Below are 21,619 nucleotides of genomic sequence, written 5' to 3'. Positions count from 1 at the left end.
CGGTCCGGGGCGTGGCGCAGTCTGGTAGCGCACCTGTTTTGGGTACAGGGGGTCGTAGGTTCGAATCCTGCCGCCCCGACCACTTCTTCCTCTTATGTTGGTGAACCACCCATCTTCTGGAACAGCGCGCCCAACGCTTGATCCAGTGCTTTGCTCTCTACGGGAACCTTGACGGCCGGGCCCTGTTTTTGCGGCACATTAAAGTACAATTCGGCGTCCACGCGATACCCGGTAGTGTTCTTGGTCGACGTCATGCGCATGACGCTTTTGGGCAGGTCTTGCGGGTAGCCATCATAATTGAGAATCAGAAACGCGGTGGTGTCCGGGGGAAGAAACTCCTGGCACTCAAAAACCCGATTCCCCACTTTCTCGAACTTTTCTCCTGGCCCAGCGCATTGAGTCTCAAAGGTGTCAAACAGCCGTTCGGGATATGTTTCAAACTGCGCGCTGCGGGTCGGAGGGGGTATATCTTGTGGTGCACAGGCCACGATAAGGGCCATTGCGGGCAGAAATCGAAACGCGGTCATCCACTCTGACACTCTCGATTTTCTATTCTGCACGTTATGCCTCCTGTCTGGCCGCGCGACCGGTGGTGTTGTGATTCTCATTCAGCCTATCCACCTTACAGCGGGATTATCAAATGCTGGTAACTCTGCTGATAAAAACAGTTAATCCTGTTGCGCGATTTTCAAGTGCAGTGCTTTATCCCGTGGATGAACCTGTGGAGGAATCGGAATCCAACGCCCGCGGACCCTTGGGAACCGTTTGGTCAACAAAAAAGATTTCAAAAATGAATGAAAATGGCGTTGACGATCTATGGCCGAATACGCCAAGTTGTATGGGCCGAAAGACATGCCACTAAATCTGGTAGCATAACCAGGGTAAGGCATAGGGCGAGGGTCGGAAAGCACATCTATTAAACGTGCAACCGTATAAGCGGTTTCGCGCTGTTAAAGACAGCGACCGGTCATTTGCGCCCAATTTTCAGGCATGGCGTGCGGATCGCTGAAATGCATCTGACGCGAACGGACAAGTTGATTGAATCTAGGGCTGCGGACATGAAGATTGACAGGAAATTCACCAAATCGGGGCAAGATGCATACGCAGAACTGGATTTTGTCTCTGCGACATCTGAGATACGGAACCCGGACGGCACCATTGTTTTCCGACTGGACGAAATCGAGATCCCCGCAAAGTGGAGCCAGGTCGCCAGTGATGTCATCGCTCAGAAATACTTTCGTAAGGCTGGCGTTCCGTCGGCTCTGAAAAAGGTCAAGGAAAAGGACGTTCCCGAATTTCTGTGGCGCTCAGTTCCTGCAGAAGGTGCTGAATTCGGTGGCGAAACCTCGTCCAAGCAGGTGTTCGACCGCTTGGCGGGCGCTTGGGCGTATTGGGGTTGGAAGGGCGGCTATTTCTCGACCGAGGAGGATGCGCGCGCTTACTTTGACGAGATGCGTTATATGCTGGCGACTCAGCGCGCCGCACCGAATAGCCCGCAGTGGTTCAACACAGGTCTGCACTGGGCCTACGGAATCGATGGCCCCGCGCAGGGTCACCACTATGTCGATTACAAGACCGGCAAGCTGACCAAATCGAAATCCGCATACGAGCATCCGCAGCCGCACGCGTGCTTCATCCAGTCCGTCGATGATGATCTGGTGAACGAAGGCGGCATCATGGATCTTTGGGTGCGCGAGGCGCGCCTGTTCAAATACGGCTCGGGTACCGGGACCAACTTCAGCCATCTGCGCGCCGAAGGCGAGGCGCTGTCGGGTGGCGGTAAGTCCTCGGGCCTCATGGGCTTTCTCAAGATCGGCGACCGCGCCGCTGGCGCGATCAAATCAGGCGGAACAACCCGTCGAGCAGCAAAGATGGTAATCGTCGATGCTGATCACCCTGACATCGAAAAATTCATCGAATGGAAGGTGATCGAAGAGCAAAAGGTGGCCTCGATCGTTGCCGGATCGAAGATGCACGAGAAGATGCTGAACGGCATTTTCGAGGCCATCCGCAGCTGGGACGGCGCACAGGACGATGCGTATGATCCCAACAAGAATGACAGCCTGAAGAAAGCGGTTCGCGAAGCCAAAAAGGTTGCGATCCCAGAAACTTACATCAAGCGCGTTTTGGATTACGCCAAGCAGGGCCATGACAGTATTGAGTTCCCGACCTATGATACGGATTGGGATTCGGAAGCGTACAGCTCGGTGTCGGGCCAGAACTCGAACAACTCGATCCGTGTGACCAACGCATTCCTGACCGCCGTTGAGAAAGACGCCGATTGGGAATTGATCAACCGCACCGATGGCAAAGTCTCGAAGACCGTCAAGGCGCGGGATCTGTGGGAAAAGGTTGGCCACGCCGCATGGGCTTGCGCCGATCCCGGCATTCAGTTCCACGACACGGTCAACGAATGGCATACGTGCCCCGAAGATGGTGCGATCCGCGGTTCGAATCCGTGCTCGGAATACATGTTCCTCGATGACACTGCCTGTAACCTGGCGTCGATGAACCTGCTGACCTTCCTGAAGGATGGTGAGTTCCAGGCGGCGGACTACATGCACGCTTCGCGCCTTTGGACACTGACGCTGGAAATCTCGGTGACAATGGCGCAGTTCCCATCCAAGGAAATCGCGCAATTGTCTTATGATTTCCGCACTTTGGGTCTGGGATACGCCAACATTGGCGGCCTGCTGATGAACATGGGCTACAGTTACGACTCGGATGAGGGGCGCTCGATCTGTGGCGCGCTGACGGCGATCATGACCGGTGTGGCCTATGCAACCTCGGCCGAGATTGCAGGCGAGCTTGGGCCGTTCAAAGGGTATGAGCGTAACGCAGACCACATGCTGCGCGTCATCCGTAACCACCGCCGCGCATCGCAAGGAGTGACCGATGGTTATGAGAAACTGGCCGTAAAGCCGGTGCCACTGGACCATGGTAACTGCCCGGACAAGCGTCTGATCGATCTGGCCATGTCCGCTTGGGATGAGGCGCTGAGCCTCGGCGAGAAGAACGGTTACCGCAACGCGCAGGCCACCGTGATTGCGCCGACAGGCACCATCGGTCTGGTGATGGATTGCGACACCACTGGGATCGAGCCTGACTTTGCGCTGGTAAAGTTCAAGAAGCTGGCTGGTGGCGGTTACTTCAAGATCATCAACCGTTCGGTGCCTTCCGCGCTGGAAAAGCTAGGCTATTCCTCGTCGCAGATCGAAGAAATCGTCGGTTATGCGGTTGGTCACGGCACTATCGGCAACGCGCCGGGGATTAACCACACGTCGCTGACCGGTCACGGTTTTGGCCCTAATGAATTGGCCAAGGTGGACGCCGCGCTGGAAAGCGCCTTTGATATCCGATTCGTGTTCAATCAGTGGACACTGGGCGAGGATTTCTGCACCGGCGTTCTGGGCATCCCGGCAACCAAACTGAACGATCCCACCTTCGACCTACTGCGCCATCTGGGCTTCACCCGCGCGGATATCGAAGCAGCCAATGACCATGTTTGCGGAACCATGACGCTGGAAGGCGCGCCGCATCTGAAGGAAGAACACTATTCGATCTTTGACTGCGCCAACCCGTGCGGCAAGAAAGGCAAGCGTTTCCTTGGGGTTGATAGCCACATCACCATGATGGCAGCGGCGCAGAGCTTTATCTCGGGTGCAATCTCGAAGACGATCAATATGCCGAATGACGCGACCATCGAGGATTGCCAAAAGGCTTATGAGCTTTCGTGGTCGCTGGGTGTGAAGGCCAACGCGCTCTATCGCGACGGTTCGAAACTGTCGCAACCGCTGGCAGCGGCGCTGGTCGAGGATGATGACGAGGCGGCCGAAGTGCTGGAAAGCGGCTCGGCGCAGGAAAAGGCCGTCGTTCTGGCCGAAAAGGTGATCGAGAAGGTTGTAGTCAAGGAAATTATCCGAAGCCACCGCGAGAAACTGCCACATCGCCGCAAGGGCTATACCCAGAAAGCGATCGTGGGCGGCCACAAGGTCTATCTGCGAACCGGTGAGTTCGAAGACGGCAAGTTGGGCGAGATCTTCATCGATATGCACAAGGAAGGCGCTGGCTTCCGGGCGATGATGAACAACTTTGCCATCGCTGTCTCGGTTGGCTTGCAATATGGCGTACCGCTGGAAGAGTTCGTCGATGCGTTTACCTTCACCAAGTTCGAACCGGCGGGGATGGTACAGGGCAACGACTCGATCAAGAATGCGACCTCGATCCTGGATTACATCTTCCGCGAACTGGCCGTGTCCTATCTGGACCGAACCGATCTGGCGCACGTGAAGCCCGAAGGTGCAACCTTCGATGATCTGGGCCGGGGCGAGGAAGAGGGTGTCTCAAACGTCTCTGAAATCAGTGAAAGTGCAGCGACTAAGTCTTTGGAAGTGCTGAAACAAATCAGCTCAACCGGGTATCTGCGCAAGCGTCTGCCGCAGGATCTTGTCGTCTTTAACGGCGGTCAGGCCGAGGTGAACGGCATGGCGGAAACCGCCGCATCGTTCGAGGCTCCGGTCGCGGAAACAGCGGTTGCCACAGGCATGGATGCTCGCACCAAAGCCAAGATGCAGGGCTACGAAGGAGACCCGTGCGGCGAATGTGGAAACTATACGCTGGTGCGCAACGGCACCTGCATGAAATGCAACACCTGCGGCGGGACCAGCGGGTGTAGCTAAGACAAACGCCCCGCCAGGCGGGGTGTAGGGACCTGAATTTCCCCTCGGATATTCGGTCCCGACGAATAAGGGGCAAGGCATTGCCTGAGACTTACCACTAGGCGTCTTGCTCCACTCGGTCGACATGCCCGTGTCGGCCGGGAACAGGGTGGGGCGGAATATTTGCTCTTTCCCACTCTTTCACGGGGCGGGTGCGCTCGTCCCATGCGCAGTCCAGGCCGCAGGCAAAAAAACACCGGGCGGTCAACGAAATGAGCCTGGAAGGCGAAACTGACAGGGGGCTTCGGCCCCCTTTCTTTTTTCAACCGTGATTGGGAAATTAGGCAGGGTTCTGCCGGATTGTGCATTCCTCATCGGGCAAGACCCGCCGAGACGTGATGGGGGAATTTTGCCCAGCGGCTCGCCGCAGACGCGACTCGGAAAAACACGCAAAGATTGGCGCGAAAGTGGCTTAGTCCCGCAATGCGGGTGACAGCAGCCCGGCGTGCGGTGTTTGTAGGGCTTGTCCGGACGCAAACATGCAAAAAACTCAATCAGGAGGCATCACAATGAAACCGCAAACTCTGGCCGCTATTTCCGCCCTTGCCCTGGGACTGCCGACGCTGGCCGTCGCGCAATCCTCGGCAGATACAAATGGAGACGGCGTTTTGACCATCGAAGAAGTGCAGGCGGTTCTGCCTGAAGTGGACACGGATGGTTTCTCGGCAATGGATGCCAACGGCGACGGCGCGCTGGATGAGGCCGAGATTGCCGTGGCACAGGAAGCAGGATTGCTGCCGCCAACCGACGGCTAACACATTAAAGAAAGCGGCCAGAGGATTTCTGGCCGCTTTTCAGTATCTTATTGGGGAAGGTGAATATTGAATCTGGTCCGAAGTTCAGCATCCAGAAGTGGATCAAAACGCGCCGGGGACGGCATCGACAAGATCTCTTCCTTCCGCTTGATCGCCTTTTCGATCAGATCGGGTTTGCCAAGCTCGGCCCATTCCTTGGGTGAGGTGCGGTCACCGAAAACGGGATATACATAGTCCGCCTGCATCCGGCTTAGCGTGGCATCGGTGCCCAGATAGTGACCCGGCCCGCCAATGCAGACCTCGGCGATTTGGTCCAAGGCCAAGGTTTCGTCAGTCACTTCGATCCCGCGTACGCAGCGCTGTGCCTGACCGATCAGGTCGTCACTGAGAATCAGGCTCTCATGGCAAAAGCCCAGCAACGAGGCATGCATGCCCGCCGCTTCGTATACCATGTTCAAACCTGACAGGCCCGCCATGACGTTGGAACACATCTGCTCCCACCCGGCCTGCATATCGGGCAGCTTCGAGTCCGATGCTCCAGCCGCAGCACCACCCGGCAGGTCATAAAATCGATGCATTTGCGCGCAGCCGGCCGTTAACAGGGCCTGTTCGCCCGAACCGATGGACATCGCACCTGTGCGCAGGTCCAAACCAAATGGCCAAGTGCCAAAAACTGCCGGTGCGCCGGGGCTTACGGCATTTACGTAAACCAGTCCGGCCAGACATTCCGCAGTGGCCTGCGTGATTGCTCCGGCGATGGTTGAAGGCGCGGTCGCGCCTGCCATGCCAGCAGACAATAGCAGAACCGGCATCCCGGCCTTGATGCACTCTTCCATCACTTCGCAACTTTCGGTCGCGAATTTCATCGGGGGCACGACAAAACAGTTCGAATTCGACACGAAGGGCCGCTCACGAAACTTGTCCTCGCCGCCGGCGATCATGTGGAGCATTTCCACCGCAGGGGCAACGTGGCTGGGTTCGGTAAAGGACGTACCGATATGTTTGAAGCTGCCTGAACAGGCGGCGTAGATCGTGTTCAGGTCCATTTCCAGATTGTCCGAGATGTCGCGGCAAACCATGGGGCGCTGAACAAAATGGATGTTTTCTAGCTGTTCGCAAATGCGCGCAGCATCGTGCAGGTCCTGAACGGTCGAGTCGCGGTATTCCCGCCCGTGTACATCCACCATGCTGACGGCAGCACCGGCGGTGCCGTAGTGAACCTTAGTGCCCGACAACTCTAGGTCGGTCTTTCCATCGCGGCTGTACAGGGTAACCGAGCGGTTGGCCTTGGCAATCGTGTCTTCCACCAACGCGCGCGGGAACCGGATGCGACCATCGTCACCCAGGATGCACCCGGCGCCGACCAGGTAGTCGATGCCGCTTGGCGGGGCATCCGCCAGACCAATGGTTTCCAATGCGGTCAAGGCGGCTTCGTGGATGCGCTCGATTTGGGCTTGGGTCAGCACATTGAGAGTGCCGCCTTCCATACCTGCACGGACAGGGCGCAAATGTTCGGGCAGTGCAGTTGCACGGGCAGCACGACGCGCGGCGCGACCGCCGGTGCGGGATGAGGTGCGGGTTTGATCGTTCATGGTTCGGATTCCGATGGGTAATTGGCTGTCAGAAGGGTTGATCTAAGCCTCTGACGGCCGCCCACGTGCCGCACGACCACGATCCGCACCAATGGTGCGGCTGACCAGTCGAATCTTCCAAACGTCGTTTTGCATGCAGGTCCTCACCTATTGACCTGAAGTTTCCCGATGTACCTGATCACAATCTGTTCTGTTTGCGACCTGAGCGCCTAAAAGCGAAGTATTCATGAAGATGTCACACTCTTCTTTTGTCTGCTCAAGTTTTTTCTTTGGCACCTGAAAATCTGTTATAGTTCCTTCACTTATTTAAGAGTGGTTCGTGATCTCAATTGAAATTTAATGATCATGTACCAAGTTTTTGAGTTAACATGACTTAACCGAACGTCTCTGCGGCGAAAGGTTTTTAGGAGAGATTAATGAAAGCCCTTAAGGCCCTCAGTCTCACAACATTGGTGTCCCTCGCGACCCCGGTATTGGCTGAGGATTGGACCGGGGCTTATGCAGGTTTTAGCTTTGGATATGCAGATGCCGATGGCCCGAATGGCTCCAGCGGCGATGATCTGACCTTCGCGCCACATATTGGCTATGACCGCGACTTCGGGAATTTTGTTTTGGGCGGCGAGCTTGAATACAATAGCCTGTCTTTGGACTTGGGGCAGGGCGAGGGTTCCCTGGACAGCATGACCCGCCTGAAGCTGCGCGGCGGCTATGATTTTGGCCCGGCTTTGGGCTATGTCGTGATCGGTGCGTCCCGGGTCGATAGCTCAGTCGATAACGATACCGCTGCTGTGTATGGAATTGGCGTGGCCTATCCCATCGGCGACCGCTTTGTCATCAGCGGCGAGGCGTTGCGGCAGGAGTTTGACGATGTCACCCGATCAGATGGCACCCTGGATTCGAATGTCTTTAACCTGCGAACCTCATTCCGGTTCTGACACCCGTTAACTGGCCGCGGCGTGACGACCGGCTATTTCCGTCGCAAATTCGCAAATCGTCGACAAAGCGGACCCGAACCGTTCGTCATCAATGGTCATGGCCACGCGGATATGGCCGGCGGCGGCGGACCCAAAACTCTCACCCGGCATCACGGCAATGGCGTGCGTATCCAGCAGCGCGTTGGCGAATGCTTCTCCGCTGAGTCCCGTGGCGCGGATATCCAGCATCAGGTACATGGCCCCCTGCGCTGGAACCAACCCGACAGTGTTCTGAGCGCTCAGAATACCCACGGCGAGTGCGCGCCGCCTGCGGAACGGCGCAGCGATTTGATCTTCCAGCACGTTACCTGCGTTCAGGGCGAAACTAGCAGCGTCCTGAATAAACCCGGGAACCCCATAGGTCGTATGCGTAGCGAGGTTGATCAGATGCGCGATTACATCCTCTGGCCCAACAATCCATCCACAACGCGAACCCGTCATGGCGTGGGACTTGGACATCGACCCAACCACCAGCGTACGTTCGGTCATACCCGGCAGAGTGCGCGGCGAAATATGTGAGCCTTCCCAGACTTGTGTGTCATAAACCTCATCCGAAATCAGCCAAAGATCCCGCTTGCGGCAGACCTTGGCGATCCCTTCAAGCGTTTGACGGGAATAGACGACCCCGGTGGGGTTGTTTGGTGTGTTGATCAGCAGGGACACCGCGCCATCCGCGACCGCGTCAATCTGCTCGGCACGCGGTTGAAATGCGTCTTCGGCGGTTGTCTGAATCGCCCGCGCTTCCGCTCCGACACCGCGGATCGTACCGGGATAGGTGGCGTAATATGGATCCAGATACAGACCAACATCGCCCGGATCGCAGACTGCAACATGGGCAGCAAACAAGGCGGATTGCCCACCAGGCGTGATCAAAACATTGTTTCTGGTAGTGGGAACTCCGGTGCGCGCCTGCAGCCGGGCGGCCACGGTATCGCGCAGCAAATCCGTGCCGGGCACCATCGCGTATCCGGTGTGGCCTTGCCGTGCCGAAAGGTCCATGGCTTCCAGAATCGATGGGTCGGTTCGGACGTCATGTTCACCAATGGTCAATTCGACTACAGCATAGCCGTCGCTGATCATTCGACGGGCACGATAGAACACGTCCCAACCGTCACTGCCGCCGCCGGTCAGATGAGTAATACGCTGCGACAATTTCATGACCCGCCTCCGTCTGGTGTTCTGCGCCGAAAGGGCCAGAGCCGTTGCAGAATGTCAATTGGCGAAACAGATGGTTGGAACTCAAGGCTTGGCGAAGGGCGGTCGCCGTGATACTGGGACAATATGAACCCGATGACCTGCATCATTATTTGCTGCATTACCTGCTGATACTTCAAGCGGGCCGGTTTCTTTCGTTTTCATCCCTGAGACAAGTTGCTAAGCCCGCGTTAACGCGACCAGCCATGCTGTCTTTAGGAGCCGACCGATGACGACAATCAAACTGCACAACACCCGGACGCGGACGAAAGAGGATTTCGTGCCGATCAGTGCCGACAATGTGCGGATGTATGTCTGTGGGCCCACAGTTTACGACCGCGCCCATCTGGGCAACGCACGGCCTGTAGTGGTGTTCGATGTGCTCTACCGATTGTTGCGACACACCTTTGGTGCGGATCACGTGACTTATGTGCGCAATTTCACGGACGTGGATGACAAGATCAACGCGACCGCGCTGGCACGGCAACAGGCGGGGGCTGAAGGCACGTTGGAGCAGCTGGTTCAGGAACGCTCGAATGAGACCATCGGTTGGTATCTGCACGATATGGGCGCGCTTGGGGCGCTAGAGCCCAATGAGATGCCGCGCGCTACGCAATACATTGCGCAGATGATCGCGATGATCGAAGACCTGATTGCCAAGGGCCATGCTTACGCGGCAGAGGGGCACGTTCTGTTCGCCGTGGACAGTTGGAAAGAACATTACGGCGAATTGTCGGGCCGGTCCGTCGACGACATGATCGCGGGCGCTCGGGTTGAGGTTGCGCCTTACAAGAAAAACCCGATGGATTTCGTGCTGTGGAAGCCCTCGACCGAAGAATTGCCAGGGTGGGATTCCCCTTGGGGCAGGGGGCGTCCGGGCTGGCACATAGAATGCTCGGCCATGAGCTATGAGCTGTTGGGCGAGAGTTTTGACATCCACGGCGGTGGCAATGACTTGATGTTCCCGCATCATGAGAATGAGATCGCGCAGAGCAAGTGCGCCCATCCGCATGGCGAGTTCGCAAAGGTCTGGCTGCATAATGAGATGCTGCAGGTGGAAGGCAAGAAGATGTCCAAATCTCTGGGCAATTTCTTCACCGTGCATGATTTGCTGGAACAGGGCGTCCCGGGTGAGGTGATCCGCTTTGTCTTCCTGCAAACCCACTATCGTAAGCCGATGGATTGGACTGAGAAGAAGGCGCGTGAAGCCGAGGCGACGCTGCGCAAGTGGCGGGCGCTGACGTCGGGCATCGAGCCCGCCGCCAGCGCGGCACCTGCAGTTATCGCAGCGCTTAGTGACGACCTGAACACGGCGGGTGCTCTCGCTGAACTCCACCGTATGGAGCGTCAGATAACTCGTCAAAAAACAGCGTCAAATGAGCCAGTAGATTTGCTCCGAGGGTTGTTGCAAAACTTTTTAGCTTCAGCCCAGTTGTTGGGTCTGTTGACTCCAAAAATGGGTGAATGGGCAGATACGGACTCAGTTGACCTGACTGCGCATGCAGGTCGGTTGGCGGATGCGCGGGTCATTGCGATGCAAAGCAAGGACTTCTCGGAAGTGGACCGTCTCAAAGCCGCCTATCTGGCTGCTGGGCTTGAGGTTCGTATGAGCAAGGATGGTGTCGAACTGGTGCCCGGTGCTGGGTTCGACGCTGCCAAGCTGGAGGGGGTGTGATGACCAAAGACCGCCTCTACCTCTACGACACCACCCTGCGAGACGGGCAACAGACGCAGGGCGTGCAGTTTTCGACCTCTGAGAAGGTGCAGATCGCACAGGCGTTGGACGCGCTTGGTGTCGACTATATCGAAGGCGGTTGGCCGGGCGCGAACCCGACTGACAGCGCGTTTTTCGATGTTGCGCCCAAGACTTCGGCCCGTTTGACCGCATTTGGCATGACTAAGCGGTCGGGCCGGTCTGCTGAAAATGACGATGTTCTGGCCGCGGTGATGAATGCAAACACGCAGGCGGTGTGTCTGGTGGGCAAGTCGCATGATTACCACGTGACCCACGCGCTGGGAATTTCGCTGGAAGAAAATGTCGAGAACGTCCGCGCCTCCGTCGCGCATATCGTGGCACAGGGTCGTGAGGCTCTGTTTGACGCCGAGCATTTCTTTGACGGGTACAAGGACAACCCCGGCTATGCGGTTCAGGTGTGTCAGGCGGCCTTGGACGCCGGTGCGCGCTGGGTTGTGCTGTGCGACACCAATGGCGGCGCACTGCCCGCCGAGGTGATGCGGATCGTGACCGAAGTGATTGCCGCCGGATTGCCGGGTGACCGCTTGGGCATTCACACCCACAACGATACCGAAAACGCTGTGGCTTGCTCTCTGGCCGCTGTCGATGCGGGCGCGCGGCAGATACAAGGCACGCTGAACGGGTTGGGTGAGCGATGCGGTAATGCGAATCTGACCGCTCTGATCCCGACTTTGCTGTTGAAGGAGCCCTATGCGTCGAGTTTCGATATTGGTGTTAGTGAGCAAGCTCTGGCCGGTTTGACGCGGGTCAGTCGGATGCTGGACGATATCCTGAACCGGGTGCCCAGCAAGCAATCGGCCTATGTCGGCGCCTCGGCCTTTGCGCATAAGGCAGGGCTGCATGCCAGCGCGATCCTCAAGGACCCATCGACTTATGAACATGTCGATCCGGCCTCTGTCGGAAATGCGCGGATCATTCCGATGTCGAACCAGGCGGGGCAGTCGAACCTGCGCAAACGCCTGACCGAGGCCGGTCTGTCCGTCGAAATGGACAACCCGGCGCTGGGGCGCATTCTGGACCGGATCAAGCAGCGCGAGGCCGAGGGGTATTCCTATGACACTGCGCAGGCCAGTTTTGAGCTGCTGGCACGTGATGAGTTGGGGCAGCTGCCCGAGTTCTTTGAGGTCAAGCGCTATAAGGTGACCGTTGAGCGGCGCAAGAACAAGTACAACAAGATGGTCAGCCTATCCGAAGCCGTCGTTGTTGTGAAAGTCGACGGGGAAAAGAAACTGTCGGTTAGCGAGTCTTTGGACGAGGACGGCAGTGACCGGGGGCCGGTGAACGCGCTGGCCAAAGCGCTGGCCAAGGATCTGGGGCAGTATTCGCAGATTTTGTCCGACATGCGTCTGGTCGACTTCAAGGTACGCATCACGCAGGGCGGCACTGAGGCGGTGACCCGCGTGATAATCGACAGCGAAGACGGGCAGGGGCGGCGATGGTCGACCGTGGGCGTAAGCGCGAACATAGTCGATGCCTCGTTCGAGGCGCTGTTGGACGCGATACAGTGGAAACTGGTGCGCGATTGCGGGTCACAGACGGCGGTGGCCGAGTGAGCGTAGATTTTGATGATGACGTTAAGGCCTGCGCAGCATTGGTGCATCGCGCCGATCCTGATCGGTTTATGGCGGTCATGGCGGCACCCGTTGCGGTACGGCCTAAACTGTTCCCGCTCTATGCGCTGAATGTCGAGGTTGCTCGGGCCCCTTGGGTCACGCAAGAGACAATGATCGCTGAGATGCGCCTGCAATGGTGGCGCGATGCGCTGCAAGAGATTGCTGAAGGTAAGGCGGTGCGTCGGCATGAGGTTGTGACGCCTCTGTCGCAGGTCCTGTCGCCCGATCTGGCGGCTACTTTGGATGAGTATGTGGCCGTAAGGCGTTGGGATATTTACCGTGATCCGTTTGAGGACGAAGCGCATTTCAACGCCTATATCAACCATAGCGCCGGATCCTTGATGGTCGCAGCCGCGCAGGTTCTGGGTGAAGCGGACGAAGCTGTGCTGCGCGATTTCGGCTATGGCGTAGGGGTGGCGAACTGGTTTCGGGCGATTCCTGATCTTGAGGCGCGTGGTCGTATTCCTTTGCTTGACGGCACGTCTGATGGTGTTCGGTCACTGGCGCAAAAGGCCTTGGACAAACTTCAGCGCGCACGGTCAAACAGTGCAGGTGTTTCAGCAGATGCCCGCCCCGCGCTTTTTGCGGGATGGCAGGCAGAATGGGTTTTGCGGCGTGTCGTAACTCGCCCAGAGCGCGTCGCCGTCGGGGACCTCGCACAGGGTGAAATTCGCCGCAGAGCGTCCTTAATGTGGTCCGTTGCCAGCGGGCGCTGGTAGGCGTCAGACCGTTTCCGGCTCAGAGGGTTTCAGAACCAACCACAGCAGCGCACCACCTGCCAGCGTCAACAGTGGGATCATGGCCAGGTTCACGGCGGTCCAGCCTTCGACTGGTGACCCACCCGAGCAGTTCATCAACCCACCCGAAGCGAGCGACGCAAGTGTCACGCCCCCAAACACCAGCAGGTCGTTCAGCCCCTGCATCCGCCCACGTTCGTTCACGTCGTGCGACGCAGCCAGCATCGTCGTGGCGCCGATAAAGCCAAAGTTCCAGCCAATGCCCAGCAGGATCAGCGCGATAAAGAAATTGCCTAACTCGACGCCTTGCAAAGCAACCACACCCGCACCGGCCAGAATGGCGAGACCGAGGGCTACGATTTTTTCGACCCCGAACCGCGCGATCAACTGGCCCGTGAAAAAGCTGGGCACATACATCGCCAGAACATGGCTAGTGACGACATCAGCGGCATCGTTGGCGCTGTAACCGCAACCCACAACCGCAAGCGGGGTCGAGGTCATGACAAGATTCATCAAAGCGTAGGAAACCATCGCACAAATGATCGCCACGGCGATGCGTGGGGTTTTAAGCATTTCAAGCCGGGATCGTCCTTTGGGCGCGTCTTCCTTTGGCTTTTCGGGCGTCGGGATATCGAGGAAGAAAAACAGCACTGACCCAAAGACATTCATCGCGATGACAGCCAGATAGGTGCCAAAAAACGGAATCACATATGCGGTCGAGGTCAGTTTGACGATCTGCGGACCGATGATCGCCGCTGCAAGACCGCCTGCCATGACATATGAAATCGCTTTGGGCCGAAACGCGTCAGACGCCGTATCAGCGGCTGCAAAGCGGTAAAATCCATGCGCGCTCATGTAAATGCCGGTTAGCAGGCTTCCCAGCAGGAAGACCGGGAACGATCCCAGAAACAACCCATACGCGCCGACCGCCCCGCCGCAAGCCCCCGCAGTCGCACCAACCAGAAACCCGGCGCGCCGTCCCCAGCGCTGCATGATCGCCGAGATCGGCGTGGCAGCCAGCATTGACCCCAGCACGATGAGCGAAATCGGTAGGGTGGCCAGACACGCGTTTGTAGCCAAAGAATCCCCAGCTAGCCCTCCTACAATGAAGAGCATCGGCATCTGCGCGCCCAGTACAGCTTGCGCTGCCACCAACACGGCGACATTGCGCTTGGCCAGACTGTTGCCAAGGGTTGTGGTGGTCAATGTCATGCGCCAATGCGTATCTTTGAAAAGCCTGTCGTACAAGCGGGTTGCATCTGCGACAAAGCAACCTACCGTGAGCGCGATATCATTTTCCCTGAGGGCCCATGTCTGTCGGACGCATCATTGAATCACCTGACTGTGTCGCAGAGGGCGCCGAATGGCTGGCCGCGGAATGCCCGCGGATGGCCTGGGCGATGGATCAGACTGGGCCTTTGCCCCTGCGTCGCCGTCCGGATGGGTTTGCCCAACTTCTCAGCGCTATTGTCAGCCAGCAAGTCAGCGTGGCCTCGGCCAATGCGATCTGGAAACGGCTGCAGGATGCCAAGCTCACCGGACCACGCAAGATCATGTGGGCAACCGATGACGATTTGCGGGCTGTGGGGCTGAGCCGTCAAAAGATACGCTACGCACGCGCGTTGGCTGAGGCGCGTATTGATTACAAAACATTACGCGACGCTTCTAATGCGGATGTCATCGCGACTTTGACCGAGGTGCCGGGGATCGGTGTCTGGACAGCTGAAATATACGCGATGTTCTCTTTAGGGCGCGCCGATGTGATCGCTCCGGGCGATCTGGCGCTGCAAGAGGCAGCGCGCATCCTCTATGACTTGCCCAAACGTCCCACGGACAAAGAACTGCGCCAAATGGCCGAAGCTTGGTCGCCCTGGCGATCGGTTGCGGCGCGCGTGTTGTGGGCCTATTACCGGGTGGCCAAAGAACGAGAAGGGATCAGATGACACGGGTTTTGAATGCGCTCCGAAAAGAGCCGGTTTCGGGCGACACACGCTCGGTCGTTGTGTTCGTGCACGGCTATGGGGCCAATGGGGCCGACCTGCTGGGCTTGGCCGATCCTTTGGGCGAACACTTGCCCGACACGCTTTTTGTCGCCCCCGATGCGCCCGAGCAGATCCCCGGGATGCCAAATGGGTTTCAGTGGTTTCCGATCCCATGGATTGACGGGTCGTCCGAAGAAGAAGCCCGACGAGGAATGGAAATGGCGGTTGAGGATTTCAACGCCTTCCTCGATGCGCTGATGGTGGACGAGGATGTTTTGCCGGAACAGGTTGTATTGTTCGGGTTTTCCCAGGGCACGATGATGAGCCTGCACGTCGCACCGCGTCGCGAGGATCCGGTTGCCGGCATCGTTGCCTTTTCGGGACGGTTGCTAGAGCCCGATCTGCTGCCCGACGAGACGGTCAGCCGGATGCCGATTCTGCTGGTTCATGGTGACGTCGATGATGTGGTGCCGCCGCAATCCTTGCCCGCCGCCGCTGAAGCGCTGCAAGAGGCCGGGTTTAAAGAGGTTTACGCTCATGTGATGAAGGGTACCGGCCACGGAATTGCGCCGGACGGCCTGAGTGTCGCGCTGGCCTTCATGCGCGACAAACTGAGCCTGTAGGGATGATCGCGGTCCGCCCCATGATGCCAGAGGATGTGGCCACAGCTTGCCGCATCCTCAATGAGATCATCGAAATCGGGGGCAGCACCGCGTTTGAAATTCCGTTCTCTGACGCGTTGTTCGTTCAAAGCTACCTGGAGGGCGCTGACAAAATCTGCACCCACGTCGCCTTGGACGATCAAGGAGAGGTGGCTGGCTTTCAGTGGCTGGGAATGCACGACGCGTTGCCACAGGATTGCGCCGATATCGCGACCTTCACCAGACGTCATCCTGCGCTGAAAGGGGCAGGCCGGTCCTTGTTCGCCGAAACTTCGAAATTCGCGGCGGCAATGGGGTTTACAGCGATTAATGCAACCATCCGCGCCGATAATGGGATGGGTCTTGGCTACTACGACAAGATGGGGTTTCGAGACTACTCGGTCGCCTATGGCGTGCCACTGCAGGATGGCACGCCGGTTGATAGAATATCTAAAAGGTTTGATCTATCGGCGGGCGCGGCACTCTGAGGGGTCAGCCCCACAAATGCCCTTCGGCAAATTCAACCGAATTGCCTGACGGATCGCGCACGTAAAGAGAGCGTGCGCCGTTTGGCCAGTCAAACTCGGCATCTAAGGGGATATTCCAATCCAGCAGATGTTTGCGCATCGTGTCGATCTCCGCGCGTGTCAGGATCAGACAAACGTGGCCAGGCCCGTGCGCGCCATGGGGGGGAACGGGCAAGTCGGGATTGCCCGGCGGTTTCTCGGTTTCTTCCGCGTTGAACAACAACAAGACCGAACTGCCGATCCGGAAGAATACGTGTCGATCCGTCACGCGCTGGATTTTCTCCAACGCCAGAATCTCTCCATAAAACCGTTCGGCAGCATCCAAGTCGTCGACATAAAGAGCGGCCTCAAGAATGCCGGTTGGTACTGGAATGTCGGGTGTGACTTTCATGCTGTAAGCCTATCACAACATGCAGTTTTTGTCACCGGCGTGGACGACGGTCGCGTTTACGTTGCGGGGCAGAGTTTAATGTTGGCGTCGGTAGGCTGTCCCATTGGCCTGGCTCAAGCCCCTCTAGCGACCAGTCGCCGATCCGGGCGCGGATCAGGCGCAGGGTCGGGTGACCGACGGCAGCTGTCATCCGCCGCACCTGCCGATTGCGGCCCTCGCGGATGGTCAGTTCGATCCAGCAATCGGGCACCGTCTGGCGCACTCTGATCGGCGGATTGCGGGGCCACAGCCCTGGCGGTTCATCCATCAACCGGGCTTTGGCAGGGCGGGTCAGGCCGTCTTTCAGTTCAACCCCGTCTCGCAGGGCTTTCAAGGCAGCGTCATCCGGCAGACCTTCGACCTGAACCCAATAGGTTTTGACCATCTTGTGTTTTGGGTCCGATATTTGCGCTTGCAGTCGCCCGTTGTCGGTCAGCAGCATCAAGCCTTCGCTGTCCCGATCCAGCCGCCCGGCCGGGTAAACGCCTGGCAGATCGATATAGTCTGACAGAGTGCGGCGGGGCGAATCTGCGCTGGCGCGGTCGGTAAACTGCGGTAGCACATCGAAAGGTTTGTTGAAGCGAATGAACCAGGACATGACAAACGCCATAGCTCGCAGGTCAGTGAGGCGCAACCTGTGGATAACTGTTACGCAGGTGTTACAGATTCGGATTAACCAATCCCCGAGATATTGTGGAAACTCAGGGCTTGTCAGAGATTTAACACGATATATAGTTAAGTTAAGGCCGGGGCGGGTGTTCCCCGCTCTGATGTCAAAAACGGGCAGAGCAGAGCGAGGAGCGATTCTGAGATGGATGGAGACTTCAGAACCGAATTTGTCAGGGAACCCGGTGCGCTCAGGCACCATCCGGCATTGGTTTTGAACGCCGATTATCGCCCCTTATCCTATTACCCGTTATCCCTGTGGCCATGGCAAGAGGCGATCAAGGCTGCTTGGCTGGACAGGGTGGACATAGTGGCTGAATACGACGAAGTCGTCCGAAGCCCCAGTACCGAGATACGAATACCTTCGGTCGTTGTCCTGAAAGATTATGTAAAACCTAGAAAGCGCGTGGCCTTCACGCGCTTTAATTTATTTTTGAGGGACGAATTCCGCTGTCAGTATTGTGGGAGCCGGGGTGATCTGACGTTTGACCATGTGGTACCGCGTGCGGCAGGGGGCGTCACAAGCTGGCAGAATGTCGTGGCGGCCTGCAGCCCGTGCAACCTAAAAAAAGGGTCCAAGTCACTGCGACAGGCGGGGATGACGTTGCGCAAGCCTCCGCGCCAACCGGAATCAGAGGCGTTGCGCAATATTGGGCGCAAGTTCCCGCCGAACCACCTGCATGACAGCTGGATCGACTTTCTCTATTGGGATGCGGAACTGGACGAACTTTAACGAGCGCGCCAGGCTGCGATCCAGACCAGCACCAACACGCCGGACAGGACAGCGTTCCAACCTGCCATCGACAAGCCTAACATCTGCCAGGGGATATCATCGCAACGCACCAGCGGGGCGGACATGATCTGTTCCATCAGATCTTCTGTCGACAGGCCGCCTATGTCACCGGATGTGCAGCTAGACGGGCCTTCCCACCATTTCTGCTCGACCCCCGCGTGAAAAACGCCGATTGCAGCCGTCGTTAGGGCCGCAAGCGCGCCCAACAATGGCAACAGCGTTGCCCGTGGCAGGGCCAAAGCCATTGCTCCGATTAGAACAGCGGCGCCATGCGGATAGCGTTGCCAGATACACATTTTGCAAGGCGCCAAGCCGCCGAGGTACTGAAACCCCCACGCCCCAAGCAGAAGTGCCGCAGACCCTGCCGTAGCGATCAGGATCAGAGTGTTTTTGCGAGTCATAGGTATTTCACCACGAAAAACCCGCCGAACAGCAGGATGACGAACAGAGTGAACATAAGGCCCAGCCGCTTCTCGATGAAGGCCCGGATCGGTTCTCCAAAGCCCCAAAGCAGACCGGCAACCATGAAGAACCGCAAGGCGCGCGCCAGGATAGAGGTGGCGATGAAGGTGCCCAGCGGCATACCAGTCCAGCCGGACATGATGGTAATAACTTTATAGGGGAAGGGGGTGACCCCAGCCGCAAGCACGGCCCAAAAGCCGAAATCGTTGAAGCGGGTGTTGAACTCTTCCATGGCGTGGGCTTTGCCCATCGACTCAAGAATCGGTTGGCCGAGACTTTCATAAAAGAACGCGCCAATGGCATAGCCCAGCAAGCCCCCCAACACCGAAAAGACCAGTGCGACCGATGCAATCAGCCAAGCCCGCGACGGGCGGGCCAGAATCATGGGAATCATCAAAACATCAGGTGGGATCGGAAAGACCGAACTTTCGATAAAAGCCACGAAGGCCAACGCCCACAATGCATGCGGATGTTCTGCCAGACGAATGGTCCAGTCATAAAGCGATCGCAACATAAGATGCTAAAATCCTGTTCTAACGTAGCGCAAGCCAAACCACGCGCCCGGCAAGGCGTCAAGCATCACCGCGAATACAAACTGGATTTTGGTTGCTTTTTGCCTCTGGACCTTCCCGGTTATGGGCGCTAATCCAATGGTCGTGGCCCAAGTGGCGGAATGGTAGACGCAGGGGATTCAAAATCCCCCGGTAGTGATACCGTGCCGGTTCGAGTCCGGCCTTGGGTACCAAAGTAAAAACAGAGGGTTAGGGAAACCTGCTCTCTGTTTTTTCTTTTTCGGCATTGCGTTTGTACATACTGCCAAATCACATCTTTTCGTTTTGGTGACGTTTTGCCTGAGTCTCAGAGTCGGCAGGTTTGGAAGCCTTGGGAAAGCCTGTAAAGATCAACCAGATCAGGAATCCGATATATGCGAAAACGACAACATTCAGCATGGTATCAACAAACTGTCCGCTCATGTCCGGTCCTCTCGCGATAGGCTTTTGAACAGGCAGATCACAAGGATCGGCACGATAAAGACGAACGCCATGGCCGAAAGTGCGATGATTGATCTGACCACGGAAATGTCGCCCACCAGAATCATCGCCAGCCCCAGTGCCCCCAAAATAATGCCCCAGATTGTGCGGATGCGGGTCGACGGGTTCTCGTCACCTCCAGTGCCGATCATTGCTAGTGTGAAACCTGCGCTTACGACGCTGGTTACAACGAACAGGAACGCGGCCAAAACAGTGGCGATTTGCGTCACACCGCCCAAGGGGAATTTTGCAAGCAGGGCAAAGGTCGTCGCGTCCAGATTCTCGGAGTTAACGGCGGACAGGGTACCGTCCTGACGCAGAGTGTCGTAGAAACCCAGCCCACCGAAAATACCGAACCACAAGATCGAGAACAGGGTGGGGGCAACGATGACACCAACCAGAAACTCTCGGATCGTGCGCCCGCGTGAGATTCGTGCGATGAAAATGCCCACAAAAGGCGACCAGGCCAACCACCAGATCATATAGTTCAGCGTCCAGCCGTGGAACCAGTCGACGATGATGTCGTCGAAGAATTCAGCTGTAGAGAATCCAGCCGGAAGAACGCCGAAGAGGTAGCGTCCGAAGCCTGACACGATGCCGTCCATCATGAACGACGTGGGGCCAAGGATCAGCAGATAGACCATCATCCCAACCGCAATCAGCATCGCGATATTGGACAGCAGAGACATCCCTTCGCCAAGGTCGCGGCGCAGCGGAATGATATAAGCTACGCAAAGCAAGGCAAAAACGGGCAGGGTTAGCACGCCAGGTGAATCAATCCCGATCAGACCAGCCAGGCCGGTTTGAATCTGGAATACGCCCATCGCCAGCGAACCGGCCAAGCCCACGGCTATCGCAACAATCGAGAGCAGATCGAAAACCCATCCCAGAGATTTGGTCCAGCGGCCCTCACCCAATGTATCGGTTACAGGGGCGCTTAGCAGTAGTGTGCGCCCTCGACGATAGGCAAAATAAGCGATGACCAGACCAACGATCGCGTAGATGGCCCAGGCGTGAAATCCCCAGTTCAGATAGGTGATGAACAAGGCATGACCGGCGGCCATGGGGTCGGGGTTGTATTGGCGCAGAACCTCGAAATGGGTCAGGGGTTCGGCCGCGCCATAAAACAACAGACCAACGCCCATGCCAGCTGCGAACAGCATGGCGATCCAAGCAGGCGTTGAAAACTCAGGCTCGGCCCCGTCGGGACCAAGGCGGATGTCGCCAAATCGGGACAAGGCCAGATACAGCGTGACAAACAACAGGCCGCTGACCTCAAGCATGATGAACCAGCCACGGCTGTTGAACTGCGTGGCCACCGCTGCGGATGCAAGCCGCCCCAGCCCTTGCGGGTCGACTATACCCCAGGCCGCAATCGCTGCGCTGATGGTCAGAGCGATGACAAGCAACGGGCTGGGGGACGCGGGCTTCATCTTAAATGGCCTTTCCTGGCAGTTGCAGAACAAATTCCTTTCCAGCCCTGCGCTTACAGGTGTCTGTGAATGTCGGTTTGACACTAGAGATCACCGAACCGAGTTTCAAAAGAATTGTTCCTGACCGCCCAAAAGACCTGTGAGATGGGCATTCTGGGGGGAAAGTTCTGAAAAAGCCCTCAGATATGCGGCGTGGGCGTGTCTGGCCGAGTACGGGGGTTGACAAGTTGAGTATCTGAATGAAACGTCGAAGGTGTTGGGAGATTTTGGAAATTCAGTCGCTTGTGCCTGTTGCAAGACAGGTGCAGTTGGCGT

Annotated in this window: 20 protein-coding genes and 2 tRNA genes; 12 read left to right on the top strand and 10 right to left on the bottom strand. The window is 57.3% G+C overall.

The window, feature by feature from the left end; translation table 11 throughout:
- The first annotated feature begins 5 nt into the window (after positions 1-5).
- Positions 6-82 (top strand) — tRNA-Pro (locus ACR0B8_RS05600).
- A 10-nt stretch (positions 83-92) separates the two neighbouring features.
- Here ACR0B8_RS05600 and ACR0B8_RS05595 read toward each other — a convergent pair.
- Entirely contained in the window at positions 93-527 is a 435-nt protein-coding gene (locus ACR0B8_RS05595; protein ID WP_264187187.1) for a hypothetical protein, read from the bottom strand.
- A 531-nt stretch (positions 528-1,058) separates the two neighbouring features.
- Between ACR0B8_RS05595 and ACR0B8_RS05590 the strand changes: the two genes are divergently transcribed.
- Both ACR0B8_RS05590 and ACR0B8_RS05585 read left to right on the top strand, forming a co-directional pair.
- Complete coding sequence (locus ACR0B8_RS05590; RefSeq protein ID WP_170358613.1) at positions 1,059-4,679, top strand: vitamin B12-dependent ribonucleotide reductase; 3,621 nt, start codon at positions 1,059-1,061, stop codon at positions 4,677-4,679.
- Between the two features lie 548 nt (positions 4,680-5,227).
- The gene (locus ACR0B8_RS05585; protein ID WP_170358611.1) at positions 5,228-5,473 is read left to right on the top strand and encodes an EF-hand domain-containing protein; all 246 of its coding nucleotides are present in this window, start codon (positions 5,228-5,230) and stop codon (positions 5,471-5,473) included.
- A gap of 47 nt (positions 5,474-5,520) precedes the next feature.
- On the opposite strand, the gene ACR0B8_RS05580 is transcribed toward ACR0B8_RS05585, so the two are convergent.
- Positions 5,521-7,065, bottom strand: coding sequence for a trimethylamine methyltransferase family protein (locus ACR0B8_RS05580; protein ID WP_170514375.1), 1,545 nt, complete (start codon positions 7,063-7,065; stop codon positions 5,521-5,523).
- Positions 7,066-7,481: 416 nt separating this feature from the next.
- Here ACR0B8_RS05580 and ACR0B8_RS05575 point away from each other — a divergent pair, with 416 nt between their 5' ends.
- Positions 7,482-8,000 (top strand): outer membrane protein, encoded by a 519-nt coding sequence (locus tag ACR0B8_RS05575; protein ID WP_226688405.1) that lies wholly within the window; start codon positions 7,482-7,484, stop codon positions 7,998-8,000.
- Between the two features lie 6 nt (positions 8,001-8,006).
- Here ACR0B8_RS05575 and ACR0B8_RS05570 read toward each other — a convergent pair whose 3' ends face one another.
- Entirely contained in the window at positions 8,007-9,197 is a 1,191-nt protein-coding gene (locus ACR0B8_RS05570) for a pyridoxal phosphate-dependent aminotransferase (protein WP_170375465.1), read from the bottom strand.
- Positions 9,198-9,462: 265 nt separating this feature from the next.
- Between ACR0B8_RS05570 and cysS the strand changes: the two genes are divergently transcribed.
- Genes cysS through ACR0B8_RS05555 form a run of 3 tightly spaced genes read left to right on the top strand, consistent with a single transcriptional unit; the run spans position 9,463 to position 13,321 of the window.
- Positions 9,463-10,908 (top strand): cysteine--tRNA ligase, encoded by a 1,446-nt coding sequence (gene cysS, locus ACR0B8_RS05565; protein WP_226688406.1) that lies wholly within the window; start codon positions 9,463-9,465, stop codon positions 10,906-10,908.
- Positions 10,908-12,542, top strand: coding sequence for a citramalate synthase (cimA, locus tag ACR0B8_RS05560; protein ID WP_226688407.1), 1,635 nt, complete (start codon positions 10,908-10,910; stop codon positions 12,540-12,542). Before cysS ends, cimA begins: the two co-directional genes overlap by 1 nt.
- Positions 12,539-13,321 (top strand): squalene/phytoene synthase family protein, encoded by a 783-nt coding sequence (locus ACR0B8_RS05555; protein ID WP_226688408.1) that lies wholly within the window; start codon positions 12,539-12,541, stop codon positions 13,319-13,321. Before cimA ends, ACR0B8_RS05555 begins: the two co-directional genes overlap by 4 nt.
- Positions 13,322-13,324: 3 nt before the next feature.
- On the opposite strand, the gene ACR0B8_RS05550 is transcribed toward ACR0B8_RS05555, so the two are convergent.
- Complete coding sequence (locus tag ACR0B8_RS05550) at positions 13,325-14,551, bottom strand: MFS transporter (RefSeq protein WP_226688409.1); 1,227 nt, start codon at positions 14,549-14,551, stop codon at positions 13,325-13,327.
- Positions 14,552-14,649: 98 nt separating this feature from the next.
- On the opposite strand from ACR0B8_RS05550, the gene ACR0B8_RS05545 reads away from it, so the two are divergent.
- Genes ACR0B8_RS05545 through ACR0B8_RS05535 form a run of 3 tightly spaced genes read left to right on the top strand, consistent with a single transcriptional unit; the run spans position 14,650 to position 16,450 of the window.
- On the top strand, positions 14,650-15,282 hold the full coding sequence (locus ACR0B8_RS05545; protein WP_170348806.1) for a DNA-3-methyladenine glycosylase family protein: 633 nt from the start codon (positions 14,650-14,652) through the stop codon (positions 15,280-15,282).
- The gene (locus ACR0B8_RS05540; protein ID WP_170348805.1) at positions 15,279-15,944 is read left to right on the top strand and encodes an alpha/beta hydrolase; all 666 of its coding nucleotides are present in this window, start codon (positions 15,279-15,281) and stop codon (positions 15,942-15,944) included. Before ACR0B8_RS05545 ends, ACR0B8_RS05540 begins: the two co-directional genes overlap by 4 nt.
- Before the next feature lie 2 nt (positions 15,945-15,946).
- A complete protein-coding gene (locus tag ACR0B8_RS05535) occupies positions 15,947-16,450 on the top strand; it encodes a GNAT family N-acetyltransferase (RefSeq protein ID WP_226688411.1) in 504 nt (167 codons plus the stop codon).
- A 4-nt stretch (positions 16,451-16,454) separates the two neighbouring features.
- Here ACR0B8_RS05535 and ACR0B8_RS05530 read toward each other — a convergent pair whose 3' ends face one another.
- Together ACR0B8_RS05530 and ACR0B8_RS05525 are read right to left on the bottom strand one after the other, a co-directional pair.
- Positions 16,455-16,880: a VOC family protein gene (locus ACR0B8_RS05530; RefSeq protein ID WP_170348803.1), complete on the bottom strand. Its 426-nt coding sequence runs from the start codon at positions 16,878-16,880 to the stop codon at positions 16,455-16,457.
- Between the two features lie 31 nt (positions 16,881-16,911).
- Positions 16,912-17,517, bottom strand: a complete 606-nt coding sequence (locus ACR0B8_RS05525; protein ID WP_226688412.1) for an rRNA large subunit pseudouridine synthase E — start codon at positions 17,515-17,517, stop codon at positions 16,912-16,914.
- Between the two features lie 213 nt (positions 17,518-17,730).
- Here ACR0B8_RS05525 and ACR0B8_RS05520 point away from each other — a divergent pair, with 213 nt between their 5' ends.
- Positions 17,731-18,318 (top strand): HNH endonuclease, encoded by a 588-nt coding sequence (locus tag ACR0B8_RS05520; RefSeq protein WP_170348801.1) that lies wholly within the window; start codon positions 17,731-17,733, stop codon positions 18,316-18,318.
- Here ACR0B8_RS05520 and ACR0B8_RS05515 read toward each other — a convergent pair.
- On the bottom strand, positions 18,315-18,779 hold the full coding sequence (locus tag ACR0B8_RS05515; protein ID WP_170348800.1) for a disulfide bond formation protein B: 465 nt from the start codon (positions 18,777-18,779) through the stop codon (positions 18,315-18,317). The genes ACR0B8_RS05520 and ACR0B8_RS05515 overlap by 4 nt on opposite strands.
- Positions 18,776-19,354, bottom strand: coding sequence for a YqaA family protein (locus tag ACR0B8_RS05510; RefSeq protein WP_170348799.1), 579 nt, complete (start codon positions 19,352-19,354; stop codon positions 18,776-18,778). The genes ACR0B8_RS05515 and ACR0B8_RS05510 overlap by 4 nt, the downstream gene beginning before the upstream one ends.
- A gap of 145 nt (positions 19,355-19,499) precedes the next feature.
- Between ACR0B8_RS05510 and ACR0B8_RS05505 the strand changes: the two genes are divergently transcribed.
- Positions 19,500-19,585 (top strand) — tRNA-Leu (locus ACR0B8_RS05505).
- A gap of 76 nt (positions 19,586-19,661) precedes the next feature.
- Here the strand turns inward: ACR0B8_RS05505 and ACR0B8_RS05500 are convergent.
- Positions 19,662-19,814: a hypothetical protein gene (locus ACR0B8_RS05500; RefSeq protein WP_170358594.1), complete on the bottom strand. Its 153-nt coding sequence runs from the start codon at positions 19,812-19,814 to the stop codon at positions 19,662-19,664.
- Positions 19,811-21,304 carry a BCCT family transporter gene (locus tag ACR0B8_RS05495; protein ID WP_480658198.1) on the bottom strand — a complete coding sequence of 498 codons (1,494 nt, stop codon included), beginning with the start codon at positions 21,302-21,304 and terminating at the stop codon, positions 19,811-19,813. The genes ACR0B8_RS05500 and ACR0B8_RS05495 overlap by 4 nt, the downstream gene beginning before the upstream one ends.
- Positions 21,305-21,619 lie beyond the last annotated feature (315 nt).

The organism is Ruegeria sp. BH6, assembly GCF_056538105.1.
This window is presented reverse-complemented; position numbering and strand designations above follow the sequence as displayed.